The following is a 25379-nucleotide window of genomic DNA, read 5'->3' on the forward strand; positions in this document are numbered from 1 at the left end:
AGCAGGCCAGGGTATGGCATTCATCGGCTAAGTGCCTTAATCAAATCCTGAGCCCGGGCACGTGCAGCACAGTCCAGGGCAATCAAATCGTCCAGCGAGTCGGCAGACTGCCGGCCAACGGTCAGCAGGGCAGTCTCATTGACTCTGGCAATATCCATGAAACCGATGCGCTCGGCAAGGAAAGCCGCCACGGCCTCCTCATTGGCGGCGTTGAGTGCCGTGGTGGCACTCTGTCCCGCCTGGCAGGCGGCCATGGCCAGCGCCAGGCAGGGGTAGCGCTCGACGTCGGGGCGAATAAAGCTGAACTCTCCGACACTGAAGAAATCCAGAGGTTCCACGCCAGACTCAATCCTGGCCGGATAAGCCAGGGCATGGGCGATGGGGGTACACATGTCGGGGTTGCCGAGCTGGGCCAGCACGGAGCCATCCTTGTACTGCACCATGGAGTGAATGACAGACTGGGGATGGACCACGACCTGGATCTGCTCAGGGGCGGCATTGAACAGCCAGCGCGCCTCTATATACTCCAGGCCCTTGTTGAACATGGTGGCGGAGTCTACCGAGATCTTGGCCCCCATGGACCAGTTGGGGTGTGCCACCGCTTGCGCGGGAGTGACCTTGTCCAAGTCGTTGATATCGGTGTAACGGAACGGGCCGCCCGAACCGGTCAACAAGATTTTGCTGATACCGGCCCCGGCCAGATCGCAGCAGCCAAGCTGACGTTGAATGGCCTCGGGCAGGCACTGGAAGATGGCATTATGTTCGCTGTCGATGGGCAGCAGTTCGGCGCTGTGGTCGCGCACGGCGTCCATGAAGAAGGCCCCGGACATCACCAGCGCCTCCTTGTTGGCCAGCAGAATACGCTTGCCCGCTCGCACCGCGGCCATGGTCGGCGCCAGACCGGCCGCCCCCACGATAGCCGCCATGACGCTGTGGGCATCGGGATGAGCCGCCACCTCGCACAGCGCCTTGGCACCGGACAGTACCTGGGTTTGGCTACCATGAGCCTTGAGTCGGCTCGCCAACTCGCGGGCCGCGGTCTCGTCGACCATGACGGCGAAGCGAGGAGAGAATTCGAGGCAGTCACGCAGCATGGTATCCAGACTGCGCCAGGCGGTCAGCGCCAGTACCTGCCAGCGGCCCGGATTATGACGCAGCACTCTGAGGGTGCTCTGACCGATGGAGCCGGAGGCCCCCAGGATAACGAGCTGGCGCATCAGCCCCCCTGGCTCAGCAACAGATAGCTGAGCAGGAAGACTGGCAGGGCCGCCGTCAGGCTGTCGATACGATCGAGAATGCCACCATGACCCGGCAACAGGTTGCCGGAATCCTTGATGCCCGCCTCACGCTTGAACATGCTCTCGGTCAGATCGCCCAGCACCGAGGCCAGCACCGCCAGCAGAGAGCAAAGCAGCACAGTGCCCATCTTGGCGGGCACGAACCCCATCCACCAGGTCACACCGACCGCGAGCAGGCCCGCGGTAAACAGGCCACCGCACAGACCTTCGATGGTCTTACCCGGGCTGACGAAGGGAGCCAGCTTGTGTTTGCCAAACGCCTTGCCGAAAAAATACGCGCCAGAATCTGCCGCCCAGACCAGGCCCATGACGAACAGCAGGATCCAGGCGCCCATGGAGGAGTCGTGATAGAAGTTGTAGCCGCGAATAGCGACCATAGACCAGAAGAAGGGGATGAGCGTCACCAGGCCAAACAGCGACTTGAGCCAGACAGACTCCTTCCACAGTCTGGCGCTCTGGGGGTAGCGCAGCACCAGCAGCAGGCCGAGCAGCCACCAGCTGGCCGCCGTCCAGAGTACCCCCATCAATATGGGGTTGAGTCCAGGTGCCCACAGCTGCTCCACCGGCAGCCACATCAGGCTGGCACCGAGCAAGAGACAAAACAGCAGGGGTATCCATTCCCGCCGCTCACTGCTAACAAAACCACCCCACTCCCGACTGGCCAGCAAGAAGACCAGGGCTGCCAACAGGGCAAAAAATTTCAAAGGCAAGAAGAACAGCGCCCCCAGCACCAGGGGGATCAGACACAATGCGGTAATAATTCGTTGTTTTAGCAAAAGAAACCTCTCTCTTGGGAGCGGGGTTTAGCCGGTCTGTTGCTCGGCGATCAATTCCCGGATCTGTTCACCCGTACACCCGAAGCGACGCTCGCGGGCCACGAAAGAGGCAACTGCCTCACTGAACTCGGCCTCGTTAAAATCGGGCCATAACACAGGCGTAAAATGGAGCTCGGCATAGGCGAGCTGCCATAACAAAAAATTGCTGATGCGGTGATCTCCACCGGTGCGGATCAGCAGATCGACCGGGGGCAGATCGGCCATGCAGATGGCCTGTCCCAGTCGGGCTTCAGTGATCTCCTCGGCTTGGAGTTCACCCGCCGCCACGGCTTCGGCCAGCTTGCGCGCAGCCTGGGTAATGTCCCACTGACCGCCGTAATTGGCGGCAATATTGAGGGTCAGACCCTGATTATGCTCGGTCAGTGCCTCTGCCTTGGCGATCTTGGCCCGCAGCCGCGCACTGAAACGCGAGGTATCGCCAATCACCCGCAAGCGGATGCCGTTGCTGTGCAGCTTCTTGACCTCGCTGCCGAGCACGGTGAGGAAGAGCTCCATCAGGGCACTGACTTCCCCTTCCGGACGACGCCAGTTCTCACTGGAGAAAGCAAAGAGGGTGAGAGCATCCATCTTGGCCCGTGTGGCAAAGGTCACCGTCTCCCGCACGGCCTTGACGCCGGCCTTGTGCCCATAGACCCGCATCTTGCCACGGTTCTCGGCCCAGCGCCCGTTGCCATCCATGATGATGGCAACATGGCGGGGCAGACACTGGTTGGCGCTATCGCCGAAGGCTGCCAAACGCGACATTCATTTCTCCCACAAAGACAAAAGCGCCGTGCAGGGGCACTACACGGCGCTCGTAATATACCTGTCAGACGCTTAGATTTCCATTAGCTCCTTTTCCTTCACGGCCAGGGCGTCATCCGCCAGCTTGATGAAGGCATCGGTCAGTTTCTGGATCTCTTCCTGGGCACGACGGTCGTCGTCCTCGGAGATCTCTTTGTCCTTGAGCAGGGCCTTCAGATCGGCGTTGGCATCGCGACGGATGTTGCGGATGGCAACCCGGGCACCTTCGGCCTCGGAGCGGACGATCTTGGTCAGATCGCGACGGCGCTCTTCGGTCAGCGCCGGCAGCGGCACACGCAGAGTCTGGCCATTGCTGGACGGGTTCAGACCCAGATCCGAGGTCAGGATCGCTTTCTCGATCGCCTGCATCATGGAGCGGTCGAAGATGGAGATGGACAAGGTGCGGGCATCCTCGGCCACCACGTTAGCCAACTGCTTGAGCGGAGTCGCTGCGCCATAGTACTCAACCTGGATGCCGTCGAGCAGGCTCGGGTGAGCACGGCCGGTACGGATCTTGGACATCTGGGATTTGAGCGATTCTACGCTCTTGGACATGCGGTCCTTGGCGTCGTTTTTAATCTCGTTGATCACAGTGGTTTTCCTTTTGGCGAACGAACCCGCGACGGGTCCGTTTCTAGCTTAATTTACTGACGCAATGGATAACAAACCGCCTTCCGGTTCGCTGCAATCTTACTTGCCGACGTGGTGGATCAGCGTGCCTTCCGGTTCACCCATGATAACCCGGCGCAGGGCACCCGGCTTGTTCATGTTGAAGACACGGATCGGCAAGTCGTGATCGCGCGCCAGGGTAAAGGCGGCAAGATCCATTACTTTGAGTTCTTTATCAAGCACTTCGTCGTAGCTCAGCTCATGATACAACACGGCGTCCGGATTCTTAACCGGATCCTCGGTGTAGACACCATCGACCTTGGTGGCCTTGAGCACCACGTCGGCTTCGATCTCGATCCCACGCAGGCAAGCCGCAGAATCAGTGGTAAAGAAGGGGTTGCCGGTACCGGCAGAGAAGATGACAACCTTGCCGGCGCGCAGTTGGCTGATCGCCTCAGCCCAACTATAGGAATCGCAAACACCTTGCAAGGAGATGGCAGACATCAGACGGGCATTCACATAAGCACGATGCAGGGCATCACGCATCGCCAGGCCGTTCATGACGGTAGCCAGCATGCCCATGTGGTCACCCACCACGCGGTTCATACCCGCTTTGGCGAGACCGGCACCACGGAACAGGTTGCCGCCGCCGATGACCAGACCGACTTGAACACCCAGCTCAACCAGCTCTTTGATCTCTTGGGCCATCCGCTCCAGTACAGCCGGATCAATGCCAAAACCCTCGGATCCTTGCAGGGCTTCACCACTCAACTTAAGAAGAACACGTCGGTATGCAGGTTTGGGATTGGTACTCATGTCACTGATTCCTGGTCATATAAAGACCGCGACATAAGTCGCGGTCTGGAGTTAGCTAAAACCGGTTCGGTTATGCCTTCTGAGCAGCCGCGATCTGGGCAGCAACTTCGGCAGCGAAGTCAGTTTCCTGCTTCTCGATGCCTTCGCCCACTTCGAAGCGAGTGAAGGAAACAACGTCAGCACCTTCTTTCTTCAGCAGCTCGGCAACGGTCATGGACGGATCCTTGACGAAGGGTTGACCAGTCAGGGAAACCTCACCGGTGAACTTCTTCATGCGGCCTTCAACCATTTTCTCGGCGATCTCTTTCGGCTTGCCGGAGTTGATGGCGATGTCGATCTGAATTTCGCGCTCTTTGGCAACGACTTCAGCGGACACATCTTCAGGCTTGACGAATTGCGGGCTGTTGGCAGCAACGTGCATGGCCAAGTCTTTGGCCAGCTCGGCGGAGCCACCGGTCAGCTTGGTGATAACACCAATGCGGGAACCGTGTACATAGGTACCCAGGTTGTCACCTTCAACCAGCATCACGCGACGCAGGTTCATGTTCTCACCGATCTTGGCGATCAGGTTGGTGATGGTCAGTTCGACGGACTCACCGTTACCGAAGTCGGCCGCTTTCAGGGCGTCAACATCAGCAATTTTCTGGGTCGCAGCGATGTCAGCGATCTTCTGGCCCATGCCCATGAAGCTGGCATCTTTGGCGACGAAGTCGGTTTCGCTGTTCAGCTCGATCATGACGGCAACATTGCCTTCGGTACGGGCAAAGATCACACCTTCAGCAGCGATACGGCCTGCTTTCTTGGCGGCTTTGGCCTGACCAGATTTACGCATATTCTCGATCGCCAGCTCGATGTCGCCATTGGCTTCTTCGAGTGCTTTTTTGCAATCCATCATGCCAGCGGCGGTGCGCTCGCGCAGTTCTTTTACCAGGGCGGCAGTAACGTTAGCCATGTCCAGTATCCTCGGTCTTGAATTGACAAGAAACAGGGGCCACAAGGGCCCCTGCTAACCAATTACATCAGCTTGGTTAATAAGGGCTTTAACAGTCCTTATCAATTACTCAGCTTCAACGAAGCCATCTTGTTCGGCTTGAACAACGATGTCTTGAGCGCGAGCTTCCAGTACGGTGTCAGCAGCAGCATTCAGGTACAGCTGAACGGCACGGATCGCATCGTCGTTACCCGGGATGACGTAATCAACGCCGTCCGGATTGGAGTTGGTATCAACGATGGAGACAACCGGGATACCCAGGTTGTTGGCTTCTTTGATAGCGATGTGCTCGTGGTCGGCATCGACAACGAACAGCACGTCAGGCAGGCCGCCCATGTTCTTGATACCGCCCAGGCTCTTCTCCAGCTTGTCCATTTCGCGAGTACGCATCAGCGCCTCTTTCTTGGTCAGCTTCTCGAAGGTACCGTCTTGGCTCTGAGCTTCCAGATCTTTCAGACGCTTGATGGACTGACGAACGGTTTTCCAGTTGGTCAGCATGCCACCCAACCAGCGATGGTTCACGTAGAACTGATCGCAGCGGATAGCAGCATCTTTGACGGCTTCAGACGCAGCACGCTTGGTACCAACGAACAGTACCTTGCCTTTTTTGGCAGCAACGGAGCTCACGAAGTTCATGGCATCGTCAAACATCGGAACGGTTTTTTCCAAGTTGATGATGTGAACCTTGCTACGGGCACCGAAGATGTAGGATTTCATTTTCGGGTTCCAGTAACGAGTCTGGTGACCGAAGTGAACGCCGGCTTGCAGCATGTCGCGCATAGAAACTTTAGCCATTTTATACCTCTGTATTGGGGTTAGGCCTCCACACATCCCATGTAACCGACCCCAAAGGGGCACCCCGGTACAGGTATCGATGTGTGTGTGTTATTGATTAGGGTGATGAAACCGGGACAAGTAGTTCCGGTTCCGGCGCGCTTTATACCATAAGTTTGCCACTGGCGCCACCAGCAGCCGCGCTAAAAAAAGTGCAACGGGGTCGACTCTGCGCCAATGATTTGACCTTGTGATGACAATCACACTGGAAGTCGGCGGGGGTTGCGGATAAAATTTTGCCCTGATTGCAAACGCATCTATTTTTCATTACCTGCTTGTTGTCGGCCATGCCGACGAAGAACCAGGCCGCAAGAGAGATCCCATGTCCATTAAAATCAAGACGCCGGAAGAGATTGAAAAGATGCGCGTTGCCGGCCAACTGGCCGCCGATGTGCTGGTGATGATAGCCCCCCACGTACAGGCAGGCGTCACCACTGACGAACTCAACACTCTGTGCCATGACTTCATCGTCGATGTCCAACAGGCCGTTCCGGCCCCCTTGAACTATCACGGCTTCCCTAAATCCATCTGCACCTCGGTGAATGATGTGATCTGTCACGGTATCCCCAACCACAAGAAATTGCGGGAAGGCGACATCGTCAACCTGGACATCACCGTCATCAAAGATGGCTACCACGGTGATACCTCCGCCATGTTCATCGTCGGTCAGACCACCCCCCTGCGCCGCCAGCTGTGCAAGGTTGCCCAGGAGAGCCTGTATGCCGCCATCAAGCGGGTACGCCCGGGCATGTGCATCACCGAGATTGGTGCCGTGATCCAGCCCATCGTCGAGCAGGCCGGTTTCTCCGTGGTGCGTGACTACTGTGGCCACGGTATCGGCAGCGAATTCCATGAAGAGCCGCAGATCCTGCATTACCGCAACAACGGCAAGCTGGAGCTCAAGGCGGGCATGTGCTTCACCATTGAGCCCATGGTCAACAGCAAGAAGTACCACTGCCGTACCAACCCCAAGGATGGCTGGACTGTCACCACCAAGGATGGCGGCGACTCTGCCCAGTGGGAGCACACCCTGCTGGTGACGGAGGATGGCTGCGAGGTGCTCACCCTTCGCCCGGACGACACTATCGACCGCCATATCAAACAGGGTTAACATCAAACCCCGGCCCAGCGCCGGGGTTTTTGTTTTCCAGACGATGAGATGCCATGGACGCCAGCCTGCTTTCCCCCCATCTGCTGCCCGATGATGACCTCAGCCGGGATAACTGCAAAGAGTACCTGAGCCGTTTTCTCGGCTGGTTGCACGCCCGCTTCGATGCTGGCGACAACATCATCGAACTGGTGGCGACCCGCTCCTTGTACATGGATCAGCTGCTCACCCGGCTGTGGCACAAGTTCGGCTTCGATCAGGAGACGCACCTCACGCTCATCGCCGTGGGCGGCTATGGCCGTGGCGAGTTGCATCCCCACTCCGATATCGACCTGCTCATTCTCTATGAGGGGGGGCAGCTCGACGAGGCACTGGGGCTGCGCATCGGTGAGTTCATCACCTTGCTGTGGGATCTGAAGCTGGAAGTGGGTCAGTCGGTACGCAACGTGGCCGAGTGCATCGAACAGGGATTGGCCGACATCACGGTCGCCACCAACCTCATCGAGGCGCGCCATATCACGGGCAACCTCGGCGGATTCGAGACGCTCCAACAGGCCACCCGCCCCGAGGTGTTCTGGCCGAGCGAAGATTTCTTTCGCGCCAAGCGCGCCGAGCAGGCCCAGCGTCACCAGCAGTTCCTCGGCACCGCCTACAAGCTCGAACCCGATCTCAAGAGCAACCCGGGGGGGCTGCGCGACATCCAGACCCTGGCCTGGGTTGCCCGTCGCCATTTCGGCGCCACCACCCTCTATGAGATGACCAGCCACGGTTTCCTCAATCGCGCCGAGTACCGTGAGCTGCTCGACTGCCAGAACTTCCTGTGGAAGGTGCGCTTCGCCCTGCACATGGCTATCAACAGAGGTGACAACCGCTTGCTGTTCGACCGGCAGCGCACCGTCGCCGAGATGCTGGGTTTCGAGGGGGAAGGCAACCGATCGGTCGAGCAGATGATGAAGCGCTTCTATCAGACGGTACGGCGGGTGTCCGAGCTCAACGAGATGCTGCTACAGCTGTTTGATGAGGCGATCCTCGGCAATACCGCCATGGACGTGCGCCGGATCAGCGACGAGTTCCAGCTCCGTGGCCGGCTTATCGATGCCGTGGACGCCGAGCTGTTTGGTCGCGATCCCGCCGCCATATTGCGGCTCTTCTACCAGATAGCCCAGCACCCCGAGATAGCCGGCATTCACTCGGCGACCCTGCGTCAGCTGCGTGAGGCGCGGCGCAAGCTCGACTGCTGGCTGCAAGATATCCCCGAGTGCCGCCGCCTGTTCATGGCGCTGCTGCGCCACCCCAACGGCATAGGCCAGCCGCTCACCCTGATGCACAAGTACGGCATACTGGCGGCCTATCTGCCTCAGTGGAACCTCATCGTCGGCCAGATGCAGTTCGACATGTTCCACGCCTACACGGTCGATGAGCACACCCACCGCCTGCTCAACAACATTCATCATTTCCCCACGTCGGCCAGCCGCCAGACCCATCCGCTCTGCCATGAGATAGTGAACCGGCTGCGCAAACCCGAGCTGCTCTGTATCGCGGCCCTGTTCCACGACATCGCCAAGGGACGGCGCGGGGATCACTCCGAGCTCGGTGCCGTCGATGCCCTGGAGTTCTGCCAGCTGCACGGGCTGGATCGTTACGAGAGCCGCCTGGTCGCCTGGCTGGTGCGTCATCACCTGCTGATGTCGGTCACCGCCCAGCGCCGGGACATTCACGATCCCGAGGTGGTGACCGATTTCGCCCAGAAGGTGCGCGATGAGCAGCACCTGGACTTGCTCTACTGCCTGACCGTGGCCGATATCTGCGCCACCAACGACAGTCTCTGGAACGACTGGAAAGGCACCCTGCTGCGCGAGCTCTATTTCACCACTCAGAAGGCGCTGCGTCAGGGATTGGAAAACCCGCCCGATATCCGGCTGCGTATCCGTGAGAACCAGCGCCAGGCGCGCCAGCTGCTCAGTCAGCGTCATCTGGACGATGCCTCCATCACGGCGCTGTGGAGCGACTTCAAGGCGGACTACTTCCTGCGCCACAGTCCGGAGCAGATCGCCTGGCACAGCCGTCACATTCTCGAACAGGAGGGTGCAGGCGAGACGCCGCTGGTCACCATAGGCAAACACCCGACCCGAGGCGGCAGCGAAGTGTTCATCTATTGCCGCGATACCCCGAATCTGTTTGCCACCGTCGCCTCGGCACTGGATCAGAAGAACCTCAACATCCACGACGCCCAGATCATGAGCTCGCGCAGTGGCTATGTGCTCGACACCTTCATCGTGCTGGAGCCCAATGGCGAACCCATCAGCCCCAATCGCACCGCCACCATCCGCAAGGCACTGGAGAAGGCATTGCAAGAACCGGGCAAGCTGGTGCTGCGCAACAAACCCCTGTCCCGCCGTCATCGCCAGTTCATGGTGCCGACCCGGGTGGTGTTCTTGCCCCACAAGGGAGAGAACCGCCACACCCTGCTGGAGCTGACGGCGCTGGATACCCCGGGGTTGCTGGCCCGGATAGGGGCGGTTTTCCAACAGTGCGGTCTCAGCCTTCATGCCGCCAAGATCACCACCATAGGCGAGCGGGTAGAGGATTTCTTCAGCCTGACCAATCGCGACGGCGAGCCGCTGACCCAGGCCGAACAGCTCAGTCTGGAGGAGAAGCTGGTCCATCAGCTCAACCCCCAGGAGCAAGAAAGCTGAACCCAGTGACGCTCGCAGACCGTCGGGACACCCTGACCAGCCAGTCCCGACCGCTTGCTGGACGAAGAAATCGACCCTCCCCCTTAAAACCGGCGGGAAAAGTGTGATACAACAAACGGAATTTTTTAAAGGAACCCCATCATGACCGAGTTGCAACAGATCATTGAGTCGGCCTTCGAGCGCCGCGACACCATCACCCCAGGCTCCGTCGATGGCGCCACCAAGGCCGCCATTTTGCAGGCCATCGAGTTGCTGGACAGCGGCAAGGCGCGGGTCGCAGAGAAGATTGCTGGCGAGTGGGTCGTCCACCAGTGGCTGAAGAAAGCGGTGCTGCTCTACTTCCGCATCAATGACAACGGCATCATCAAGGGCGACGACGCCCAGTACTTTGACAAGGTTCCGCTCAAGTTCTCCGATTTTACTACCGAGCAGTTCAAGGCAGCCGGTGTGCGCGTCGTGCCGCCGGCCACCGCCCGCAAAGGCTCCTTCATCGCGCCCAATACCGTGCTGATGCCCTCCTACGTCAACATCGGCGCCTTCGTCGATGAAGGCACCATGGTCGATACCTGGGCCACCGTCGGCTCCTGTGCTCAGATTGGCAAGAACGTCCACCTCTCCGGCGGCGTCGGCATCGGCGGCGTGCTGGAGCCACTGCAGGCCAACCCGACCATCATCGAAGACAACTGCTTCATCGGTGCCCGCTCCGAAGTGGTGGAAGGTGTCATCGTCGAGGAAGGCTCCGTCATCTCCATGGGCGTCTTCATCGGCCAATCCACCCGTATCTATGACCGTGAAACCGGCGAAATCCACTATGGCCGCGTCCCGGCAGGCTCAGTAGTCGTCTCCGGCTCCCTGCCCTCCAAATGTGGCAAGTACAGCCTCTACGCGGCGGTCATCGTCAAGAAGGTCGATGCCAAGACCCGCGCCAAGGTGGGTATCAATGCCCTGCTGCGCTCCATCGACGAGTGATGGGTCATTGAATGCAAAATAGGCGCCTTATGGCGCCTTTTTTGTTGCTGTCTTGCCCCCGATGGGAGCGGATCGTCCCGGTGTGGCCTCGATGAGGCCAGCCCCTGCGCTCTCCCTCTGCAAGGGTTCGTGCGGGCCTCTTTTTATTTTGGCGCCCCAGTCACAGGCCTGTCGCGCTTTCTCGGTTATCATGGTGGGGCGAGACGGTTTTAAGCCAAGGAAATAGTCGAATGTACGAGAATCTGAAGAGTTTGGGGATCCAGGATCCCGCGGCAGTGGACAGTTACACCCTCCGTCAGGAAGCGAACCACGACATCCTCAAGATCTACTTCAAGAAGCTGAAAGGAGAGTTCTTCGCCAAGAGCGTCAAGTTTAAATACCCCCGGCAACGCAAAACCATTTTGGTCGACTCTGGTACCCACCAGTACAAGGATGTCACCGAGATCAATGCCAACCTCAAGTATGTGGTGGATGAACTCGACAGCCTGACCCAGGGGGTCCATAGCCAGGCCGACCCTGATATCAAGCAGAAGATATTGCGGGATCTGCGCCACCTGGAGAAAGTGGTGGCCAACAAGATCAGCGAGATAGAGAAAGATCTCGAGAAACTCTGATGGCGGCCAGCGCCGCACCAATAGCAAGGGCGCCTGATGGCGCCCTTGCTATTGGGGTGTAAAAAACCTCCCGCCTCGTCGTTCAGCCCCTGATACAAGGGGTGCAGCCACTCCATCACACGCTGTCACGCAAGCCGGGCTGTTCGCCTACCTGCCAGCGCAGACACTCCGCGGCCGCAATAGAAAAGGGAGGCTGGCGCCTCCCTTTTCACATCTGTCTTTCAAGCAAGCGGATTAGTTGCTCTTCATCCAGATATCCATGTCGGTTTTCAGGTTGTCAGACTTGGTACCGAAGATGGCTTGTACACCAGAGCCAGCAACGACCACACCGGCAGCACCCAGCTTCTTCAGGCCAGCCTGGTCAACCTTGGCAACCTCTTTCACACCAACCCGCAGGCGAGTGATACAGGCGTCCAGAGAGGCGATGTTATCTTTACCACCGAAAGCGGCAACCAGAGCAGCAGACATCTCGTCTTTACTTTGGACGGCATTCACTTCCACGGTTTCGTCTTCACGACCAGGGGTTTTCAGGTTCATGGCACGGATGACAACGGTGAACACCACGTAGTAGAGCGCGGCATAGGCCAGACCCAGACCCACCAGCAGCCACATTTTCTGGGCATTGGGGGATTGCACTACGAAGTCGATGAAACCGTTGGAGAAGGTATGACCGTGGACAATGCCCAAGGAGTTGGTCAGCACATAAGCCAGGCCCGCCAGCAGCGCGTGGATGGCGTACAGCACGGGAGCGACGAACAGGAAGGAGAATTCGATTGGCTCAGTAATACCGGTCAGGAAAGAGGTCAGGGCAGCAGAAGCCATGATACCGACGATCTTGGCGCGGTTTTCCGGCTTGGCAGAGTGTGCAATGGCAAACGCAGCAGCAGGCAGACCGAACATCTTGAACAGATAGCCACCGGCCAGTTGACCGAAGCCGTTGCCAGCGGCGCGAGTCGCGTCGTTAGCAGTCAGGAAGCAGGTCATGATGCCATGTACGGTTTCACCGGCAGCGTTGACACAGGTACCCGCCTGATAGAAGAAGGGCACGTTCCAGATGTGGTGCAGACCGAACGGGATCAGGGAGCGTTCAACCACGCCGTAGATACCGAAGGCCAGTACCGGGTTCTGGTTGGCAGCCCAATCGGAGAAGGCAGCAATGGCTCCGCCAACCGGTGGCCAAATCACCGACAGGATCACACCCAGACCGATGGAGACGAAACCGGTGATGATGGGCACGGCGCGCTTGCCGGCGAAGAAGCCCAGATACTCTGGCAGCTGGATCTTGTAGAAACGGTTGAAGGCCCAGGCAGCCACACCACCGGCGAGGATACCCCCCAGTACACCGGTATCGATCTTGTCGACCCCCATCACCGGAGCCATCACAGACAAGGTTGCCGTCATGATGCCGTAGCCGACGATGGCTGACAGGCCGGAAACGCCATCATTGTTGGTGAAACCAAGGGCAACACCCACGGCGAACAGCAGGGCCATCTGGCCAAACACTGAACCACCGGCTTGCTCCATCAACTGGGAGACGATTTCGGGCATCCAGCTAAAGTGGGCGGCACCCACCCCCAGCAAGATACCTGCAACAGGCAAGACCGAGACAGGCAGCATCAGCGCCTTACCGACTTTCTGCAGGTTGGAGAATGCGTTTTGTAACATGTGTGTACTCCTGAATGATTGTTCCCTAACGGACCCATTCGAAGTTAAGCCTATCATGGGTATGAAAGCTAACCGGAAAAGGGAGATCGGGTGTTTTTATTTTGACGAGAACAATATAACTCAGAGAAAAGGGAATTTCTTTACTCTGGAATTAGCAGATAGGAAATTTGGAGAGGAGATCACAAGATGATTTAAATAAGTCTTTAACGTCGTTTTCTGGTTAAAATTTGGCAACACTACTATATTTCAATTCGATGAAAAGTGCCGTTTCAGATTGCATCTAAATACTGCCAACCGTAATAAAAGGAAACGAAACGTAACTCAATGTAACCACTTAATCATCTTGTGTAGAAACAATATAACCATTAAAAAGGCCCCCGACAATGGAGGCCTGATAAATATAGTGAAGGATAAAAAATCCGTTATTATTTTTGGGATTTTTTCACCGCATCAACGAATACTGACTTGGCTCGACTAGAACCGCCCCGCTCGGCTTCACTGACCAGTTGCATCGCTTTATCGATATCGCCAGCCTTGACCGCTTTCTCGATCTGAGACTGATAGAACGCCTCTGTCTCGCTCAGCATGGCTGGCGCGGGTTTGCTTGGCGCCGTCGCAGCTACAGCGGTTGCCGTCGCGCCAGTGGCAACGACTGCCGTGGTGGCCGGCTTGGCCTGACTCATGGCAACTTTATCGGCATATTCTGGTGTGAACACGGCCTCAATACCCTGTGCCTTGGCCATGTCGGTGACCACTATCTGTACCAGTCCCCAAGGGGAGTGAGGGATCACCGGATCCTTGATATCGGGTTCGACTGTGTTGTTGGCCCGGGCAAAGGCTTTGGCAGGGTGCAAGATGGTGGTGGAACCACTCAACTGATCTGCCGGTGCATAGACCACCATATAGGTTTCGCTCGCAGGATTGCCCGGCATGCTGCGATCGACAAACACCTTGCCCTCGATGCGATCGGCATCCATCAGGTGAGCAGGCTGATAGGAGAACACCGATTCACCCAGTACACGGGTTACCTTGAAATTGGCATCCAGCATGACAACCTTGGGTTGCAGCACAGTTTTGCCAACCTGTGAGGCCAAGCGAATGTAGAGGTTACCCGTGTCTTTGGGCAGACGATAAGCGGCAAAATAGCTCATGCCTTCATCGAAACGGTAGCTGGGTTGCTTGCCATCCAGGCTAAGCAGCGTCTCCCCTTCCGGCAGATTGGCATATTGGAACTCATTGAAACCGGCACAGCAGTTGCTGGCCTGCGACAGGGCCTGCTTGGCCTGATCGGCATTGTCCAGAACGGCCGCATGCTCTTGCAAGGGCACGCCCATATTACCCGCACAACCGGTCAACCAGACGGTCACTGCGGCGGCAATCGACATCTTTACCAGCGTCATTCTTATTATCCCTCTTATCCGGTGGCCGTTACCCGGCGAAACGAAACTGCCCCCAAGTGGGGGCAGTCACTAACTTAACTGAAAGTCGGGCTTACCACCAAGCTTCCGCTTGGACACCGAAGTTCCAGGTGTTGTCATCGTTGTTGCTGCCATTGAAAGTCTGGCCGTTATCGCCACCGGACTTCAGGTAGGAAGCGAACACGCGAATCTCCGGACGGGCCCAGAAGCTGGGACCGGCAGACCAGGCTTGGGCAATGGTGTACTTCTGACCGTTGCGGTCCTGGCTGTCCTGATCGCGGACGTCCTGAGTGTCATGATAGTAGCCCAGCTCCAGGATGGTCTTCTGGATGTCATCCCACTTGTACATGGGACGGATCACGGCAGAGAAGGTATCGGCATCAGAACCAGTCACACCGTTGATGGTCACGTCGTTGGACTGACCATAAACCAGCTGGTGACCAAACTCGACCTTGTCACCGATCGGCAGTACGCCCCAGTTGATGATGCGGAAGCCGTCACCGCTGGCACCATCCTGACTGGTCCAGTTACCGGCGCCGTAGTAAATCGGCAGGGTGGCATAGCTGTCGCTCATGTACTGCAGCGTGGTTTTGTTGAAACCGCCCAACATGTTCTGAGTCAGTTCAGCCGTCAGCATGACACCATCTTTGATGTCGCCATCGAGCTTGTCCTGATCGTCGGTGGGGTTGGCGATGGCATAGTCAGCGCCCACTTCCAGGGAAGCATCGCTCCACAGCGGGATACCGGCGTAACGCACGTCCAGTATGTTGTTGTTCAGCTCACCGGCATCGCTGCGAGTCCAGGCCAGGGACAGTTTGCCCGGACCGGCCTGGATGTTCTCGATACCGGCACCAGGACCGGACACATCCCAGTAGTAGAAATCGGAGATGTGGATGTCGTGACGCTGGTAGTAACGCTTACCGGCCCACAGGGTGGCTTCCGGGGCAAAGCCCAGCACGCCTTTGGCCTGGACGTTGAACTGACGAAGGGCAAAAGTGGCGTCATCTTCACACTGCTTGGTGTCGAAGTTGCAGCTGGTGCCAGTCCCTTCCCAGTCATTGGACTGGTTGGTGACCATGGCCACCATGGAGTCGACATAGAAGGACTTGCCATCCTTGTTATAAACTTCCTGGCCCAGTTGTACTTCGCCATAGGTTTCGTTCTCGTTACCCAGACGACCGACTTTCTGTTTGTCGAAGGTCTGCATGTCGCCATCTTCGGAGATGCCGACACCGGAACGGAAGTAGCCGTGGAAATCAACGGCGAAGGCGGCTTGAGAAGCCAGGGCTGCGGTAACTGCTGCAGCGATCGGGAGCCACTTTGCTTTCATTTTCATTTTCCTTATTTCCCGCTGAGGAGTGTGTGATCCTTAGGTTTAACTTCCTATCACCATAAAAACGTTTCGGTGATAACCGGGGTCGATTATAGGTAGGCGATATGGGGACAAACATGAGCCAATTCACAAAACAGGGACAAATAGCGCCCATTTATTTCAATGGGCTAATAACGCCCGTACGAAGCCATAAAATAGCAATAACTCACCCATTAAATCGAAAAATGACCACACAGACACAATCTGAAAACGGTGTCATAAATTAATTCGCATCGAGCAATAAGTAATAAACCATCAAAACAATGACAAAAACATGACTGAAATCGCTTTCAATGAGGAACTTTTAAATTTGCGACTTGTCAGCAAGCCACTCTTTTATCTGTGCCCTGTTTAAGAGTAGGTGCTCTAATTAATCATGATGGGGGAATGAAATAAGGGTGTGTGTGAGGAAGGGATGTAGGAAAAATAACGGGCCCAATATGGAGGGCCCGTGTTATCGATTATAAATAGCGATGAGAGTGCATTAATCGGTCAATTCACTGGAGTTGCCCCTGCCACTCTCTTAGCCAGGCCAGTGCGACCACTTCAGGTTCATCGACCACAGTCGCATCAATTTCCAGTCTGGGCTGCAAGGGTTGGGCCCCCAATTCCAGCAGCAAGGTGTCGAGCTGACGACCCGCGCCGCAGAAGTGCTCATAACTGCTGTCACCCATGGCGATCACCGCATAATTGAGCCCCTTCATATAGGGCGCCCTGTCTTTCAGATCGGCGGCGAAGGCTTCCAGATTGGGGGGCACATCCCCCTGCCCTGTGGTTGCCGAGACGAGCAGCAGGAAACGGGTCGGCGAGATGTCCTCGAGGCGGGCCTCTTCATGCAGGTTGCACTCATGCCCTTGGCCCGTCAGTTCATCCATCAGGGTCTCGGCGACCAGGAAGGCGGCGCCATAGACGCTGCCCACTACGATATCTATCTGTGCCATCTTGCCTCCTCGCGTTGGGAATGGTTTCAGCATGCCACAGCGAGCATCCGGGGGACAGGTCAAGAGATCAATACACTGATTTGACTGGTGTTAAGCCGATCCCCCTCAGTAGTCACTCTCGCTGGCTGGCCAGCCCAGCTTGCCAAATAGCGTCAACAACTCGGCACCCAGCGGGGCCTGAATACGCATGGGTACCTTGAGCACGGGGTGCTCGAAGCTGAGGGTACGCGCCACCAGCAACAGGCGCTGGCAGCCAAAATGTTCCCGGAAGAAGCGATTGTGGCGACCATCCCCATGGGTGGTATCCCCGACCATGGGGTGGAAGAGGTGCTCCATGTGACGGCGCAGTTGATGCTTGCGTCCCGTGTGGGGGAAGAGTCGCACCAGGCTGTAACGGCTGGTGGCATGCTGCTTGGAAACCGCATGGGGCAGTTCGACCTGATGCAGGCGCCTGAAGCTGGTCACCGCCTCCTGGGCGGGTTTGTCTCGGGTGGCGAGGGCATCGGCTATCTTGTCCAGCTGCTCTTTGAGCGGATAGTCAATCAGCCCCTGCTCGGGAGCCCAGCCGCGCACCAGCGCCAGATACTCTTTGTGTACCCGTCGCCCACTGAAGGCCTCGGTCAGGCTGCGTGCCACCTCGGGACTCAGGGCAAAGAGCAGCACACCCGAGGTGGGCCTGTCGAGCCGATGTACCGGGTAGACATGACGGCCACCGATGAGATCCCGGGTCATCTGCATGGCGAAGCGGGTCTCGCCCTTGTCGAGCCAGCTGCGGTGCACCAGCAGTCCCGAGGGTTTGTTGACCGCCACCAACCACTCATCCTGATAGAGCAGGGTCGGCCTCAGTTCATCCCGCTGTTGCTCATCGGCTGGCAATGAGTCCAAGGATGAGCTGTGGTGCAGTGCACGATCGCCCTCCCCAGCATCTGCCCCTGTGGGTCTCAGCTCATCCCCAGGGGATGAGGGGCAAGTCACTGCTCCACCACTTTGCCTGAGAGCAGCAGATCGAAACGGGCGATGAGCCGCAGCAAGTCAGTCACCTCCGCCAGCTCCTCCTTATAGCTCTCGCTCGCCATGGGATAGAGAGAGACGCTGCTTGGCAAGGGCGCCTGTAGCAGCACCAGCTGCTCCATGCGCGGGATCAGCACGAACTGCAACCATTGATCAAAACTCAGGGTATCGACGCAAAATGGCAGTGTGCTGGCCAACGCCTCTTCACCCGGATTGTCCAGCTGCCAGCGATCCAAACGCTGCAACTCGGCGCTCAGCTCGCCCAGCAGGCCAGCCACTAACAGATACTTGTTCATCATCAACTCCTCACTATCTCTGCCAACCGGGCTCGTTGCACCGGCTCCCCTTTGTCGTCATGAATCCCCCGGTGGATGCAAAGCACCACACTGTTCATAGGGCGTATCGAAAGGGGCGCCACTATACACAATCTCACCGGGCTTAGGCAGGGGGCCGCAAGCCCTCACTCCCTCACCGCTGGCTATCTGAAGCTGGCTCCTTATAATCGGGGCCATGACCCATCAGCCATCCCATGCCATGACCGCCATTCATACCCTGACCGACTTCCTGACCCAGGCCGAGACGCAATTCCAGCTGTTTGATCTGGGCCGCCAGGTCCGCCCCCTCGACAGCGCCGAGTTTGTGCGCATCGAGCAGCAGGCCATTCCCTACCCCTGGCCGTTGCAGCAACACGCCTGGCTGGGGGTGCATTTCTTTCAAGCGACCGAAGAGAAACATTATCTCTGGTTCCTCAAGTTTGCCCTCGATGAGCGCGGCCTGCTCATCTCGGCCGGCCCCAAGCATTTCATGGATCTGGTCGCCGAGACCCTGGGCTACAAACTCACCGGCGATCTGGACGATGCCACCGCCAAGCGACTGGCAGACAACCCTTACACCTTCCGCCCGGCCGAAGCCAAGATGGCCAGTCTGCACGCCAAGCTGGGACGCCAGCTCGAGCAGGCCCCCTCCAGTTATTATCAGGCGCTGTGCCACTATCTGGCAGCACCCGGACAGGATGGCTGGCAACAGCTCGGCCTGCAGGGCTTTGCCGACTTCGCCGAGCGCTTGCAGCAAGAGAGCAATCTGGCGCTGGTGTGCAAGGCCATGGCGCGCCTGCCCGATGAGCCGCTCCACGCCCTGTGCCAGAGCCTGGAGAGTGCCGCCCTGCCCCCTGCGCTGCAAGGTGCCTTGCTTGAGCGCCTTGGCAAGGAGCAGGAGTGCGCCTCCCCGGATCCCGAGACCCTGGCCTATCTGTGTCGCGCCTTCGCCGCCAGTGCCACTAACCAGGCACGCACCAACAAGTTGCTGACCCTGCTGGAAACCCAGCCCAGCCCCAGCCTGTTGCTCGCCATCGCCGGACGGCTCTGGCCGGATCTGCAACAGGGCCCCCTGCTCGATCTTTTCCTGGAACGACTCGCTGACCAGCCAACCCCCTTCTTCAATCAGGTCTTCGCCGAGCTGGTTACCCTGCCACTGCTGCGTCCCCAGGTACTCGCCATCCTGCGCAGTCCGGATCGCAGCGAGGCGCTGAGCCGCGCCATCGGTCGCCTGTTCAACGCCAACTGACCCGGCCTCAAGGAGCCCGTCCATGGAAGAAATGCTCTGGATCATGCTGCTGGTCTGTCTGGCCAGCGCGTTTTGGCACCAGCGGCGCCAGGCCGAGCTGGCCTGGCAATACCTGAGGCGCTACTGCCAGCAGCATGAGTTGCAACTGCTGTCGGTGGCGCGCAGCCACAGGCGGCTTGCCCACCGGCCGCTGCGCCTGCTCACCTGCTACGAGTTTGAATTCAGCAGCGATGGGGAGAGTCACTATCTTGGCACCCTCACCATGCAGGGGCTCAACGTGGCAGGGGTGGAGATCCCGCCGCACCGGCTGCCCGGCGGTGGATAACATGACTACCCGGGCCAGGGGCTTGTGGCGGTGACAAGTGCCGGATGACTGGCGCTGAGCACGGCCCATTGGACGACCAGGGACCAGGAAGGGAGGCGGGCTGTCTATAATCTAGGGGTTTCATTCAAGGAGAAAGACGATGGACCCCATGGTACATGACATGCCCACCCTCTTTGCCCAGCTGGGACTGGCCAATGATGCGGCCAGCCTGCGTCACTTCATCGACAGCCACAGCCTGCAAAAAGAGATGGAACTGAGCGAGGCACCGTTCTGGAACGCCTCCCAGGCCCAATTCCTGCGGGAATCCCTGCGCGATGACGCCGCCTGGAGCGAGACCATAGATCAACTCGATGTACTGCTGCGCCAATGAGGCCCCTGTTCGGCAAGGCGCAGTCAGGGTAAGCTCTGGCCGCCCAGCGCCGCCAAGCCGGGGCCCTGGCATGCCGCCCGTGAGAGAGAACCAGAGGAAGCCCAATGTCATCCGCCGAGATCCACCAGATTGCCAGCGAGCTCAAAGCCCGCGGCATCACCCCCACCACCGCCATGGTCAAGGCGCGCCTGAGCCAGGCCGTGCCCATGGCCGAGCTGCTCAAGAGCCTCAGTCAGTGGAAGCAGGCACAACTCAAAGAGCAACAGGACGAGCCAGCGCCCCATGACAGGCATGAGGGGCTACAACCCCACCAAGAGCCCCTGCTCCATGAACCCAGCGTGCAGAGCCTCGCTGCCCAGCTCGACAGACTCGAACAGAAGCTGGATCGCCTGCTTGCCCTCATGACCCAGCCCCGCTAAATCAGGCCCAGCTCTCTCCATGTATATTCTTGAACTGACTTTCGAATGCTACCGCGATACCTCCCTCGGCGACGCCGAACGCGCCATCGTCAATTATCTGGACATGCTGCGCTATCAGGGTCAGATCCTGGGCCGGGAGTTTCCCACCAGCATGCAGCAAGGCCACTTCGTCAGCCGGGTGGTCTGCCCGGAGCAAGATAGCCTGCACCCGGATAACCAGAGTGAACAGGTTGTCCTGGCCGAACAAGGCCTGCACCAGGCAGGCCTGCTCGCCCCCAAGCTACAGCTGCTGGGAGCCGATCTGCTCTCAGATGGCACCGACCCTTGCGGACGACCGAGCTGGTTACTGCTCTACACCAGCTTCCTGCACAGTTGCTCCCCCCTGCGCTGCGGCGATCACTTCGCCCCCGTGCCCCTCTATCGGCTGCCCGCCATCGCCAATGGCGATCAGAAGCAGATCATCAAGTGGCAGGAAGATTGGGAAGCGTGCGATCAGCTGCAGATGAATGGCTCCATTGCCGAACATGTGGCACTGCACGAGATTGGCGACCCCGGCAGCCGCCTGGCTCGGCGTGGTACTGACTTGTGCAAGCGGCTCGAAGCCCTGACCGGCATCCCCGTCTATTACTATCTCTACCGCGTCGGCGGCCTGAGTGCCCCAGAGGAGCGCGCTCGCCCCTGCCCCGGCTGTGGCGGTGACTGGGCCCTGCCAACCCCCCTGCACGAGATCTTCGACTTCCAGTGCCAGCCCTGTCGGCTGATCTCCAATATCTCCTGGGACTTCAAGGATTAGCAGGTTGCGCACCCGGGCAGGGCTGCGCTCCCCATACTCCTTCTCCCCAAACACGAAGGGCGTCCTACCGGGACGCCCTTTGCACTGAAGCCGACTTGACGCAGCTAGTCCGGCAAGGTCTCCAGACTCGCCAAGAAGTGCGGCAAAGAGGGGGCCAGTACCAACCGGCGACCACTGTCCAACCACTCCAGCCACACTTGCCCCGTCTCGTTATCCAGGGAGATGAGCGTCATCTCGTTGCGGGTCGTGGCAATAAAGAGCGATGGGGAGCGCTTGAGCTTGCGCAGCATCAGCAGGTGACCTATCAGGTTCTCGCGCAGCAGATCGAGATCCTGTTCATTCCAGGGCAGGATCAGCTCCAGCCTCAATCCCTTGAACAGACATGGCAGTGGACGACTGAACCAGTGGCCAAACCACAGCTTGGCACTCGGGTGCAGTTCCAGCTCCAGGGCGCCCTCCAGGGCGGTGAAGTCGGCAGCGTCAGTACGAGCATGGGGACGCCAGGCGACCAGCCCACCATTGGCTTCACTCAGCTCACAAGGGGAGCGCCAATCCGGCTCCCACTGACACAAGGGCAGACCCCGTCTCGCCTCACCGTCGCGTTGCCAGCGCGAAAAAAAATGCGCCAGGGCAGACAAGACTTGATCCGACATCGAAATTCCTCACAATTAGCGACAACATTCGCTATTGCACCATCAATCCCATGAGCAAACAAGACAGATACGCCAACGCCCTGCAGGGGCTGAGCCTGGGCCAACAGTCCGCCTACATCAGCCAGTACAGCCCCTCCTTGCTGCAACCCGTGCCCCGCAGTCTGAACCGAAACGATCTGGCCCTGCCGGATCCCTTGCCCTTCCATGGCGCCGACATCTGGACCCTGTACGAGCTCTCCTGGCTCAATGACAAAGGCAAACCTGTGGTGGCGCTGGGTGAGATAAGCGTGCCCGCCACCAGTTTGAACCTCATCGAGTCCAAGTCGTTCAAGCTCTATCTCAACTCCTTTAACCAGACTCGCTGCACTAGCCTGGCGGCGGTCCGCGAGCTGCTGGCCAAAGACCTGAGCGCCTGTGCTGGCGCCGAGGTCGCCGTGACCCTCACTCCCCTGGCACAGGCGCCGCACCAGATAGTGGACTTGCCGGGCGAGTGCATCGATGACCTCGACATCGAGATCGACAACTATGAGTTCGATGCAGATCTGCTGATCGGGGCCGCCGGTCAAGGCGAGGTAGAGGAGACGCTGCACAGCCACCTGCTCAAGTCCAACTGCCTGGTCACCAGTCAACCGGATTGGGGATCAGTGGTCATCCACTATCGGGGCCCGCGTCTGGACCGGGAGAAGTTGTTGCGCTACCTCATCTCGTTTCGCCAGCACAACGAGTTCCACGAGCAGTGTATCGAGCGGATTTTCACCGACCTCAAACAGCACTGCGCCCCGCAGCAACTTACCGTCTATGCCCGCTATACCCGCCGGGGCGGCCTGGATATCAACCCGTTCCGCAGCGACTGGGAAGAACCAAGTGAGAACCTGCGACTGATCCGTCAGTAAACTCTGGACTCACGGGGGGGGGCTTGGATAACATGCCCTCACTCCCGTGCGGCCCTTAATCTAATGAATCAACTGTTTTTTCTGGCAATGATGATGTCCTCCCTGTCGGCTCCCAATGTGGATCTGACCAAGGACCAATTGTCTATCGATCTGCAACAGGCTCAGACTCTGGTGTTGAGCGATCCGGCCAGATGCGTAGAGATCACCTCGGCCTTCCTGGTCCGCACGGCCAATAATCCCAAGCAAATCATCAGCAATCGTCAAGAGTACGGCTACCGCGAGCCCATGCTCAGCTTCGGCACTGTCGCCCAGGCCACGGGGGCACACCTGCTCAAGGGTGAGTGCCTGATCCAGCTCGCTCAACACCGGCTGGCGGATCAGGAGCTGCAGCAGGCCCTGGCCCTGGCAAGCAAGGAGAAGCAACCCGAGCTGCAAGCCCAGAGCCTCTATCTGATGCTGCGCAACAAAGCGCTGCTCGGCAGCGGCCGTGATTATGTGCCCCTTCGCACCCAGCTCGATCAGTTGCTCGGTGAAACAGCCCTCAAGAACAGCCCGCTCCAGGTCTATAGCCGACTACTGCTCATCACCGACCTTATCGAATCTCATCAGTTCGAGGAGGCCAAACAACGACTCAGCGAATCCCGGCAATGGGCCCGCACCATAGGCGATAGCAAGGCGCAAGCCTGGGTCGATGCGGTCAGCGGCGATCTCTACCATGCCCTCAGGCAGCCCCAGCTCGCCCTTGGCGACTATATTTCGGCCCAGCAACAGGCTCGCCCCCTGGCGGATCCCCTGTTCCTCGGCCTGCTCGCCAATCAGATAGTGGACCTCTATCAGGAAGAGCAGGAGCCCCAGAAGGCGTTGCAGTACGCCAACGAGGCGGCCAACTACTTCCACGCCCTCGGCAATCCCGCGCTGCTCAGCCAGGCACTGACCGTGCTGGCGCGCCTGAACCGTACCCAGGGCGACATGAACATGGCCCTGGTCTATTTCTTCAATGCCCTGGACCTGCTCGACGAGGGGCACCAGCGCATCCAGGTCGCGCAGCTCAAGTACGAAATAGGCAAAACCTATCTGCAAAACGGCAACCTGCCCCTCGCTCGCAGCTATCTGAGCGCAGCGCGCCAGGCGCATCGGGCGGAGGATGACAAGCGACCCCTCATCGATACCCTGCTGCTGCTCGGTGAACTGCACCTCAAGCAGAAAGAGGCGGCCATCGCCATCTTGCAACTGGAAAATGCCCTGGACCTTGCCAACCAGATTGCCGATACCGGTCGCCAGTTCCAGATCTATCGCCTGCTCTCCCTCGCTTATGAACAGAAGGATTATCTGCTGCAGGCGCTGGAAAGCTATAAGCGCTTCCACCAGCTGAGCGAACAGATCAGCCAGCAACAGGTTGCGTTGGAGCAGGAGGCCATTCGCGACAACTACACCCAGGTCGAGCGTGAGCAGCAGATCAAGTCCCTGGAGCTGAGCCTGGAAAACAGCCGCCATCAGCAGGAGCGCTACCTCTGGTCGAGTGTCATCACAGGTCTGCTGCTGGCCTTCTTCATCTACCTCTTCTTCACCCTCTGGCTGCGGCTCAAGAGCGCCCGCCAACAGGCGCGTTTCCTGGGAGAAGCCACCCTGAAAGAGCCCCGTAGCGGTCTGGCCAACTGGCAGCGCCTGATGAACCGCTGGCCAAAAGAGATGGCCAAGCGTCAGCAACAATCGGAGCGCTGGTACCTGAATGAGCTGACCGAGGGTGAGTTTGATGACAAGTTGCACTATCTGCTCTTCAAGGTGCCCTTCCTGGCCAACAACCTGGAACGACACGGTTATCAGCTAGCGAGGGACATTGAGACGGCATTCGGCGACTATGTCGCCGGGCTGACGCCACCCGATGGCCGTATCTATGACCTGCGCGAGGGCCACTTGCTCTATGTGGTGCCCCAGCGTCATGTCGCACAGCTGCATCAACTGGCCCGAGAACTGCTCGAGCAGCTCGCCGCCTTCCCCTGCGCTCAGCCCATCGATCGCCGCATCAGCCTCGGCATCGTCAGCCATCCCTTCCTGCCCAAGGCGGCTACCGCCCTCGATCATCTCGGCCTGTTCGATCTCTGCTACCTGGCTCTGGCAGGTGCAATCCAGCTCAGCGAGCGGGCCAATCAGAGCGCCTGGTTGGAGCTGGCCGCGATCGACTGTCAACAGGCCGCGTTTTTTAACGGAGATGTGTGGCAATGCTGTCTGATGGCGATTGACAAGGGATTGGTAAAAGTAAACTCTTCTCACGACAAACAGTGGATCAACTGGCCTGGCCTGTCACGGACGAAGGGCACAGATGATCGATGACAAGATAGCGAATCGCTGGGGATCTGAGTCGGCCTCGCCCGCAGAGGACTATCCCACCGCCATAAATAATA

General features: G+C 58.5%; 25 protein-coding genes. 11 read left to right on the forward strand and 14 right to left on the reverse strand.

The features are described 5' to 3' along the window. Positions 1 to 20: 20 nt before the first annotated feature. The 7 genes from ispC to rpsB form a co-directional block, all read right to left on the reverse strand. Entirely contained in the window at positions 21 to 1217 is a 1197-nt protein-coding gene (gene ispC, locus BN1130_RS05370; RefSeq protein ID WP_042040756.1) for a 1-deoxy-D-xylulose-5-phosphate reductoisomerase, read from the reverse strand. Continuing rightward, positions 1217 to 2074, reverse strand: coding sequence for a phosphatidate cytidylyltransferase (locus tag BN1130_RS05375; protein ID WP_042040757.1), 858 nt, complete (start codon positions 2072 to 2074; stop codon positions 1217 to 1219). Before BN1130_RS05375 ends, ispC begins: the two co-directional genes overlap by 1 nt. 27 nt (positions 2075 to 2101) lie before the next feature. Then, on the reverse strand, positions 2102 to 2878 hold the full coding sequence (gene uppS, locus BN1130_RS05380) for a polyprenyl diphosphate synthase (RefSeq protein WP_042040758.1): 777 nt from the start codon (positions 2876 to 2878) through the stop codon (positions 2102 to 2104). Positions 2879 to 2950: 72 nt separating this feature from the next. Then, positions 2951 to 3508 carry a ribosome recycling factor gene (gene frr, locus BN1130_RS05385; RefSeq protein WP_042040759.1) on the reverse strand — a complete coding sequence of 186 codons (558 nt, stop codon included), beginning with the start codon at positions 3506 to 3508 and terminating at the stop codon, positions 2951 to 2953. 99 nt (positions 3509 to 3607) lie between these two features. Next, a complete protein-coding gene (gene pyrH / locus BN1130_RS05390) occupies positions 3608 to 4342 on the reverse strand; it encodes a UMP kinase (protein ID WP_042040760.1) in 735 nt (244 codons plus the stop codon). 70 nt (positions 4343 to 4412) lie between these two features. Then, positions 4413 to 5294 carry a translation elongation factor Ts gene (gene tsf, locus BN1130_RS05395; protein ID WP_005892045.1) on the reverse strand — a complete coding sequence of 294 codons (882 nt, stop codon included), beginning with the start codon at positions 5292 to 5294 and terminating at the stop codon, positions 4413 to 4415. A 105-nt stretch (positions 5295 to 5399) separates the two neighbouring features. Next, on the reverse strand, positions 5400 to 6128 hold the full coding sequence (gene rpsB, locus BN1130_RS05400) for a 30S ribosomal protein S2 (protein WP_005892043.1): 729 nt from the start codon (positions 6126 to 6128) through the stop codon (positions 5400 to 5402). A gap of 361 nt (positions 6129 to 6489) precedes the next feature. On the opposite strand from rpsB, the gene map reads away from it, so the two are divergent. The 4 genes from map to BN1130_RS05420 all read left to right on the forward strand — a co-directional run bounded on the left by map (position 6490) and on the right by BN1130_RS05420 (position 11554). Further along, positions 6490 to 7278 carry a type I methionyl aminopeptidase gene (gene map, locus BN1130_RS05405; protein ID WP_042040761.1) on the forward strand — a complete coding sequence of 263 codons (789 nt, stop codon included), beginning with the start codon at positions 6490 to 6492 and terminating at the stop codon, positions 7276 to 7278. Between the two features lie 53 nt (positions 7279 to 7331). Then, a complete protein-coding gene (gene glnD / locus BN1130_RS05410) occupies positions 7332 to 9971 on the forward strand; it encodes a bifunctional uridylyltransferase/uridylyl-removing protein GlnD (RefSeq protein ID WP_042040762.1) in 2640 nt (879 codons plus the stop codon). Between the two features lie 141 nt (positions 9972 to 10112). Beyond that, positions 10113 to 10940, forward strand: coding sequence for a 2,3,4,5-tetrahydropyridine-2,6-dicarboxylate N-succinyltransferase (dapD, locus tag BN1130_RS05415; protein WP_042040763.1), 828 nt, complete (start codon positions 10113 to 10115; stop codon positions 10938 to 10940). A gap of 230 nt (positions 10941 to 11170) precedes the next feature. After that, the gene (locus BN1130_RS05420) at positions 11171 to 11554 is read left to right on the forward strand and encodes a DUF3461 family protein (RefSeq protein WP_042040764.1); all 384 of its coding nucleotides are present in this window, start codon (positions 11171 to 11173) and stop codon (positions 11552 to 11554) included. A gap of 234 nt (positions 11555 to 11788) precedes the next feature. Here BN1130_RS05420 and ptsG read toward each other — a convergent pair whose 3' ends face one another. From ptsG to BN1130_RS05455, 6 genes are all read right to left on the reverse strand, one after another. Beyond that, entirely contained in the window at positions 11789 to 13219 is a 1431-nt protein-coding gene (gene ptsG / locus BN1130_RS05425) for a PTS glucose transporter subunit IIBC (RefSeq protein ID WP_042040765.1), read from the reverse strand. Positions 13220 to 13644: 425 nt separating this feature from the next. Continuing rightward, positions 13645 to 14619, reverse strand: a complete 975-nt coding sequence (locus BN1130_RS05435; RefSeq protein ID WP_042040767.1) for a MalM family protein — start codon at positions 14617 to 14619, stop codon at positions 13645 to 13647. A 91-nt stretch (positions 14620 to 14710) separates the two neighbouring features. Beyond that, on the reverse strand, positions 14711 to 15967 hold the full coding sequence (locus tag BN1130_RS05440; RefSeq protein ID WP_042040768.1) for a maltoporin: 1257 nt from the start codon (positions 15965 to 15967) through the stop codon (positions 14711 to 14713). A 539-nt stretch (positions 15968 to 16506) separates the two neighbouring features. Next, entirely contained in the window at positions 16507 to 16950 is a 444-nt protein-coding gene (locus BN1130_RS05445; protein ID WP_042040769.1) for a flavodoxin, read from the reverse strand. Positions 16951 to 17055: 105 nt separating this feature from the next. After that, a complete protein-coding gene (truC, locus tag BN1130_RS05450) occupies positions 17056 to 17796 on the reverse strand; it encodes a tRNA pseudouridine(65) synthase TruC (RefSeq protein ID WP_084218149.1) in 741 nt (246 codons plus the stop codon). A 125-nt stretch (positions 17797 to 17921) separates the two neighbouring features. Then, on the reverse strand, positions 17922 to 18257 hold the full coding sequence (locus tag BN1130_RS05455) for a YqcC family protein (RefSeq protein WP_042040770.1): 336 nt from the start codon (positions 18255 to 18257) through the stop codon (positions 17922 to 17924). A gap of 238 nt (positions 18258 to 18495) precedes the next feature. Between BN1130_RS05455 and BN1130_RS05460 the strand changes: the two genes are divergently transcribed. From BN1130_RS05460 to BN1130_RS05480, 5 genes are all read left to right on the forward strand, one after another. Next, positions 18496 to 19524, forward strand: coding sequence for a DUF3549 family protein (locus tag BN1130_RS05460; RefSeq protein ID WP_042041002.1), 1029 nt, complete (start codon positions 18496 to 18498; stop codon positions 19522 to 19524). Between the two features lie 22 nt (positions 19525 to 19546). Then, positions 19547 to 19849, forward strand: coding sequence for a DUF3301 domain-containing protein (locus BN1130_RS05465; protein WP_042040771.1), 303 nt, complete (start codon positions 19547 to 19549; stop codon positions 19847 to 19849). Positions 19850 to 19988: 139 nt separating this feature from the next. After that, positions 19989 to 20219 carry a DUF2789 domain-containing protein gene (locus BN1130_RS05470; protein WP_042040772.1) on the forward strand — a complete coding sequence of 77 codons (231 nt, stop codon included), beginning with the start codon at positions 19989 to 19991 and terminating at the stop codon, positions 20217 to 20219. Between the two features lie 104 nt (positions 20220 to 20323). Further along, positions 20324 to 20638, forward strand: a complete 315-nt coding sequence (locus BN1130_RS05475; RefSeq protein ID WP_042040773.1) for a hypothetical protein — start codon at positions 20324 to 20326, stop codon at positions 20636 to 20638. A gap of 19 nt (positions 20639 to 20657) precedes the next feature. Continuing rightward, on the forward strand, positions 20658 to 21431 hold the full coding sequence (locus tag BN1130_RS05480; RefSeq protein WP_042040774.1) for a Zn-ribbon-containing protein: 774 nt from the start codon (positions 20658 to 20660) through the stop codon (positions 21429 to 21431). Between the two features lie 104 nt (positions 21432 to 21535). Here BN1130_RS05480 and syd read toward each other — a convergent pair whose 3' ends face one another. Beyond that, positions 21536 to 22084: a SecY-interacting protein gene (gene syd / locus BN1130_RS05485; RefSeq protein WP_042040775.1), complete on the reverse strand. Its 549-nt coding sequence runs from the start codon at positions 22082 to 22084 to the stop codon at positions 21536 to 21538. A gap of 50 nt (positions 22085 to 22134) precedes the next feature. On the opposite strand from syd, the gene queF reads away from it, so the two are divergent. Both queF and BN1130_RS05495 read left to right on the forward strand, forming a co-directional pair. Continuing rightward, positions 22135 to 22977 carry an NADPH-dependent 7-cyano-7-deazaguanine reductase QueF gene (queF, locus tag BN1130_RS05490; protein WP_042040776.1) on the forward strand — a complete coding sequence of 281 codons (843 nt, stop codon included), beginning with the start codon at positions 22135 to 22137 and terminating at the stop codon, positions 22975 to 22977. 63 nt (positions 22978 to 23040) lie between these two features. Continuing rightward, complete coding sequence (locus BN1130_RS05495; RefSeq protein WP_042040777.1) at positions 23041 to 25308, forward strand: hypothetical protein; 2268 nt, start codon at positions 23041 to 23043, stop codon at positions 25306 to 25308. The last annotated feature ends 71 nt before the right edge of the window (positions 25309 to 25379 follow it).

It is taken from the genome of Aeromonas rivuli (assembly GCF_000820045.1).
GTDB classification, from domain to species: Bacteria; Pseudomonadota; Gammaproteobacteria; order Enterobacterales; family Aeromonadaceae; genus Aeromonas; species Aeromonas rivuli.

Bases quoted from the DNA above. Each gene is read 5' to 3' on its own strand.
- ispC (WP_042040756.1), bottom strand. From the start codon at position 1,217: ATGCGCCAGCTCGTTATCCTGGGGGCCTCCGGCTCCATCGGTCAGAGC.
- uppS (WP_042040758.1), bottom strand. From the start codon at position 2,878: ATGTCGCGTTTGGCAGCCTTCGGCGATAGCGCCAACCAGTGTCTGCCC.
- pyrH (WP_042040760.1), bottom strand. From the start codon at position 4,342: ATGAGTACCAATCCCAAACCTGCATACCGACGTGTTCTTCTTAAGTTG.
- tsf (WP_005892045.1), bottom strand. From the start codon at position 5,294: ATGGCTAACGTTACTGCCGCCCTGGTAAAAGAACTGCGCGAGCGCACC.
- rpsB (WP_005892043.1), bottom strand. From the start codon at position 6,128: ATGGCTAAAGTTTCTATGCGCGACATGCTGCAAGCCGGCGTTCACTTC.
- map (WP_042040761.1), top strand. From the start codon at position 6,490: ATGTCCATTAAAATCAAGACGCCGGAAGAGATTGAAAAGATGCGCGTT.
- glnD (WP_042040762.1), top strand. From the start codon at position 7,332: ATGGACGCCAGCCTGCTTTCCCCCCATCTGCTGCCCGATGATGACCTC.
- dapD (WP_042040763.1), top strand. From the start codon at position 10,113: ATGACCGAGTTGCAACAGATCATTGAGTCGGCCTTCGAGCGCCGCGAC.
- BN1130_RS05420 (WP_042040764.1), top strand. From the start codon at position 11,171: ATGTACGAGAATCTGAAGAGTTTGGGGATCCAGGATCCCGCGGCAGTG.
- ptsG (WP_042040765.1), bottom strand. From the start codon at position 13,219: ATGTTACAAAACGCATTCTCCAACCTGCAGAAAGTCGGTAAGGCGCTG.
- BN1130_RS05435 (WP_042040767.1), bottom strand. From the start codon at position 14,619: ATGACGCTGGTAAAGATGTCGATTGCCGCCGCAGTGACCGTCTGGTTG.
- BN1130_RS05440 (WP_042040768.1), bottom strand. From the start codon at position 15,967: ATGAAAGCAAAGTGGCTCCCGATCGCTGCAGCAGTTACCGCAGCCCTG.
- BN1130_RS05445 (WP_042040769.1), bottom strand. From the start codon at position 16,950: ATGGCACAGATAGATATCGTAGTGGGCAGCGTCTATGGCGCCGCCTTC.
- BN1130_RS05455 (WP_042040770.1), bottom strand. From the start codon at position 18,257: ATGAACAAGTATCTGTTAGTGGCTGGCCTGCTGGGCGAGCTGAGCGCC.
- BN1130_RS05460 (WP_042041002.1), top strand. From the start codon at position 18,496: ATGACCGCCATTCATACCCTGACCGACTTCCTGACCCAGGCCGAGACG.
- BN1130_RS05465 (WP_042040771.1), top strand. From the start codon at position 19,547: ATGGAAGAAATGCTCTGGATCATGCTGCTGGTCTGTCTGGCCAGCGCG.
- BN1130_RS05470 (WP_042040772.1), top strand. From the start codon at position 19,989: ATGGACCCCATGGTACATGACATGCCCACCCTCTTTGCCCAGCTGGGA.
- BN1130_RS05475 (WP_042040773.1), top strand. From the start codon at position 20,324: ATGTCATCCGCCGAGATCCACCAGATTGCCAGCGAGCTCAAAGCCCGC.
- BN1130_RS05480 (WP_042040774.1), top strand. From the start codon at position 20,658: ATGTATATTCTTGAACTGACTTTCGAATGCTACCGCGATACCTCCCTC.
- syd (WP_042040775.1), bottom strand. From the start codon at position 22,084: ATGTCGGATCAAGTCTTGTCTGCCCTGGCGCATTTTTTTTCGCGCTGG.
- queF (WP_042040776.1), top strand. From the start codon at position 22,135: ATGAGCAAACAAGACAGATACGCCAACGCCCTGCAGGGGCTGAGCCTG.
- BN1130_RS05495 (WP_042040777.1), top strand. From the start codon at position 23,041: ATGAATCAACTGTTTTTTCTGGCAATGATGATGTCCTCCCTGTCGGCT.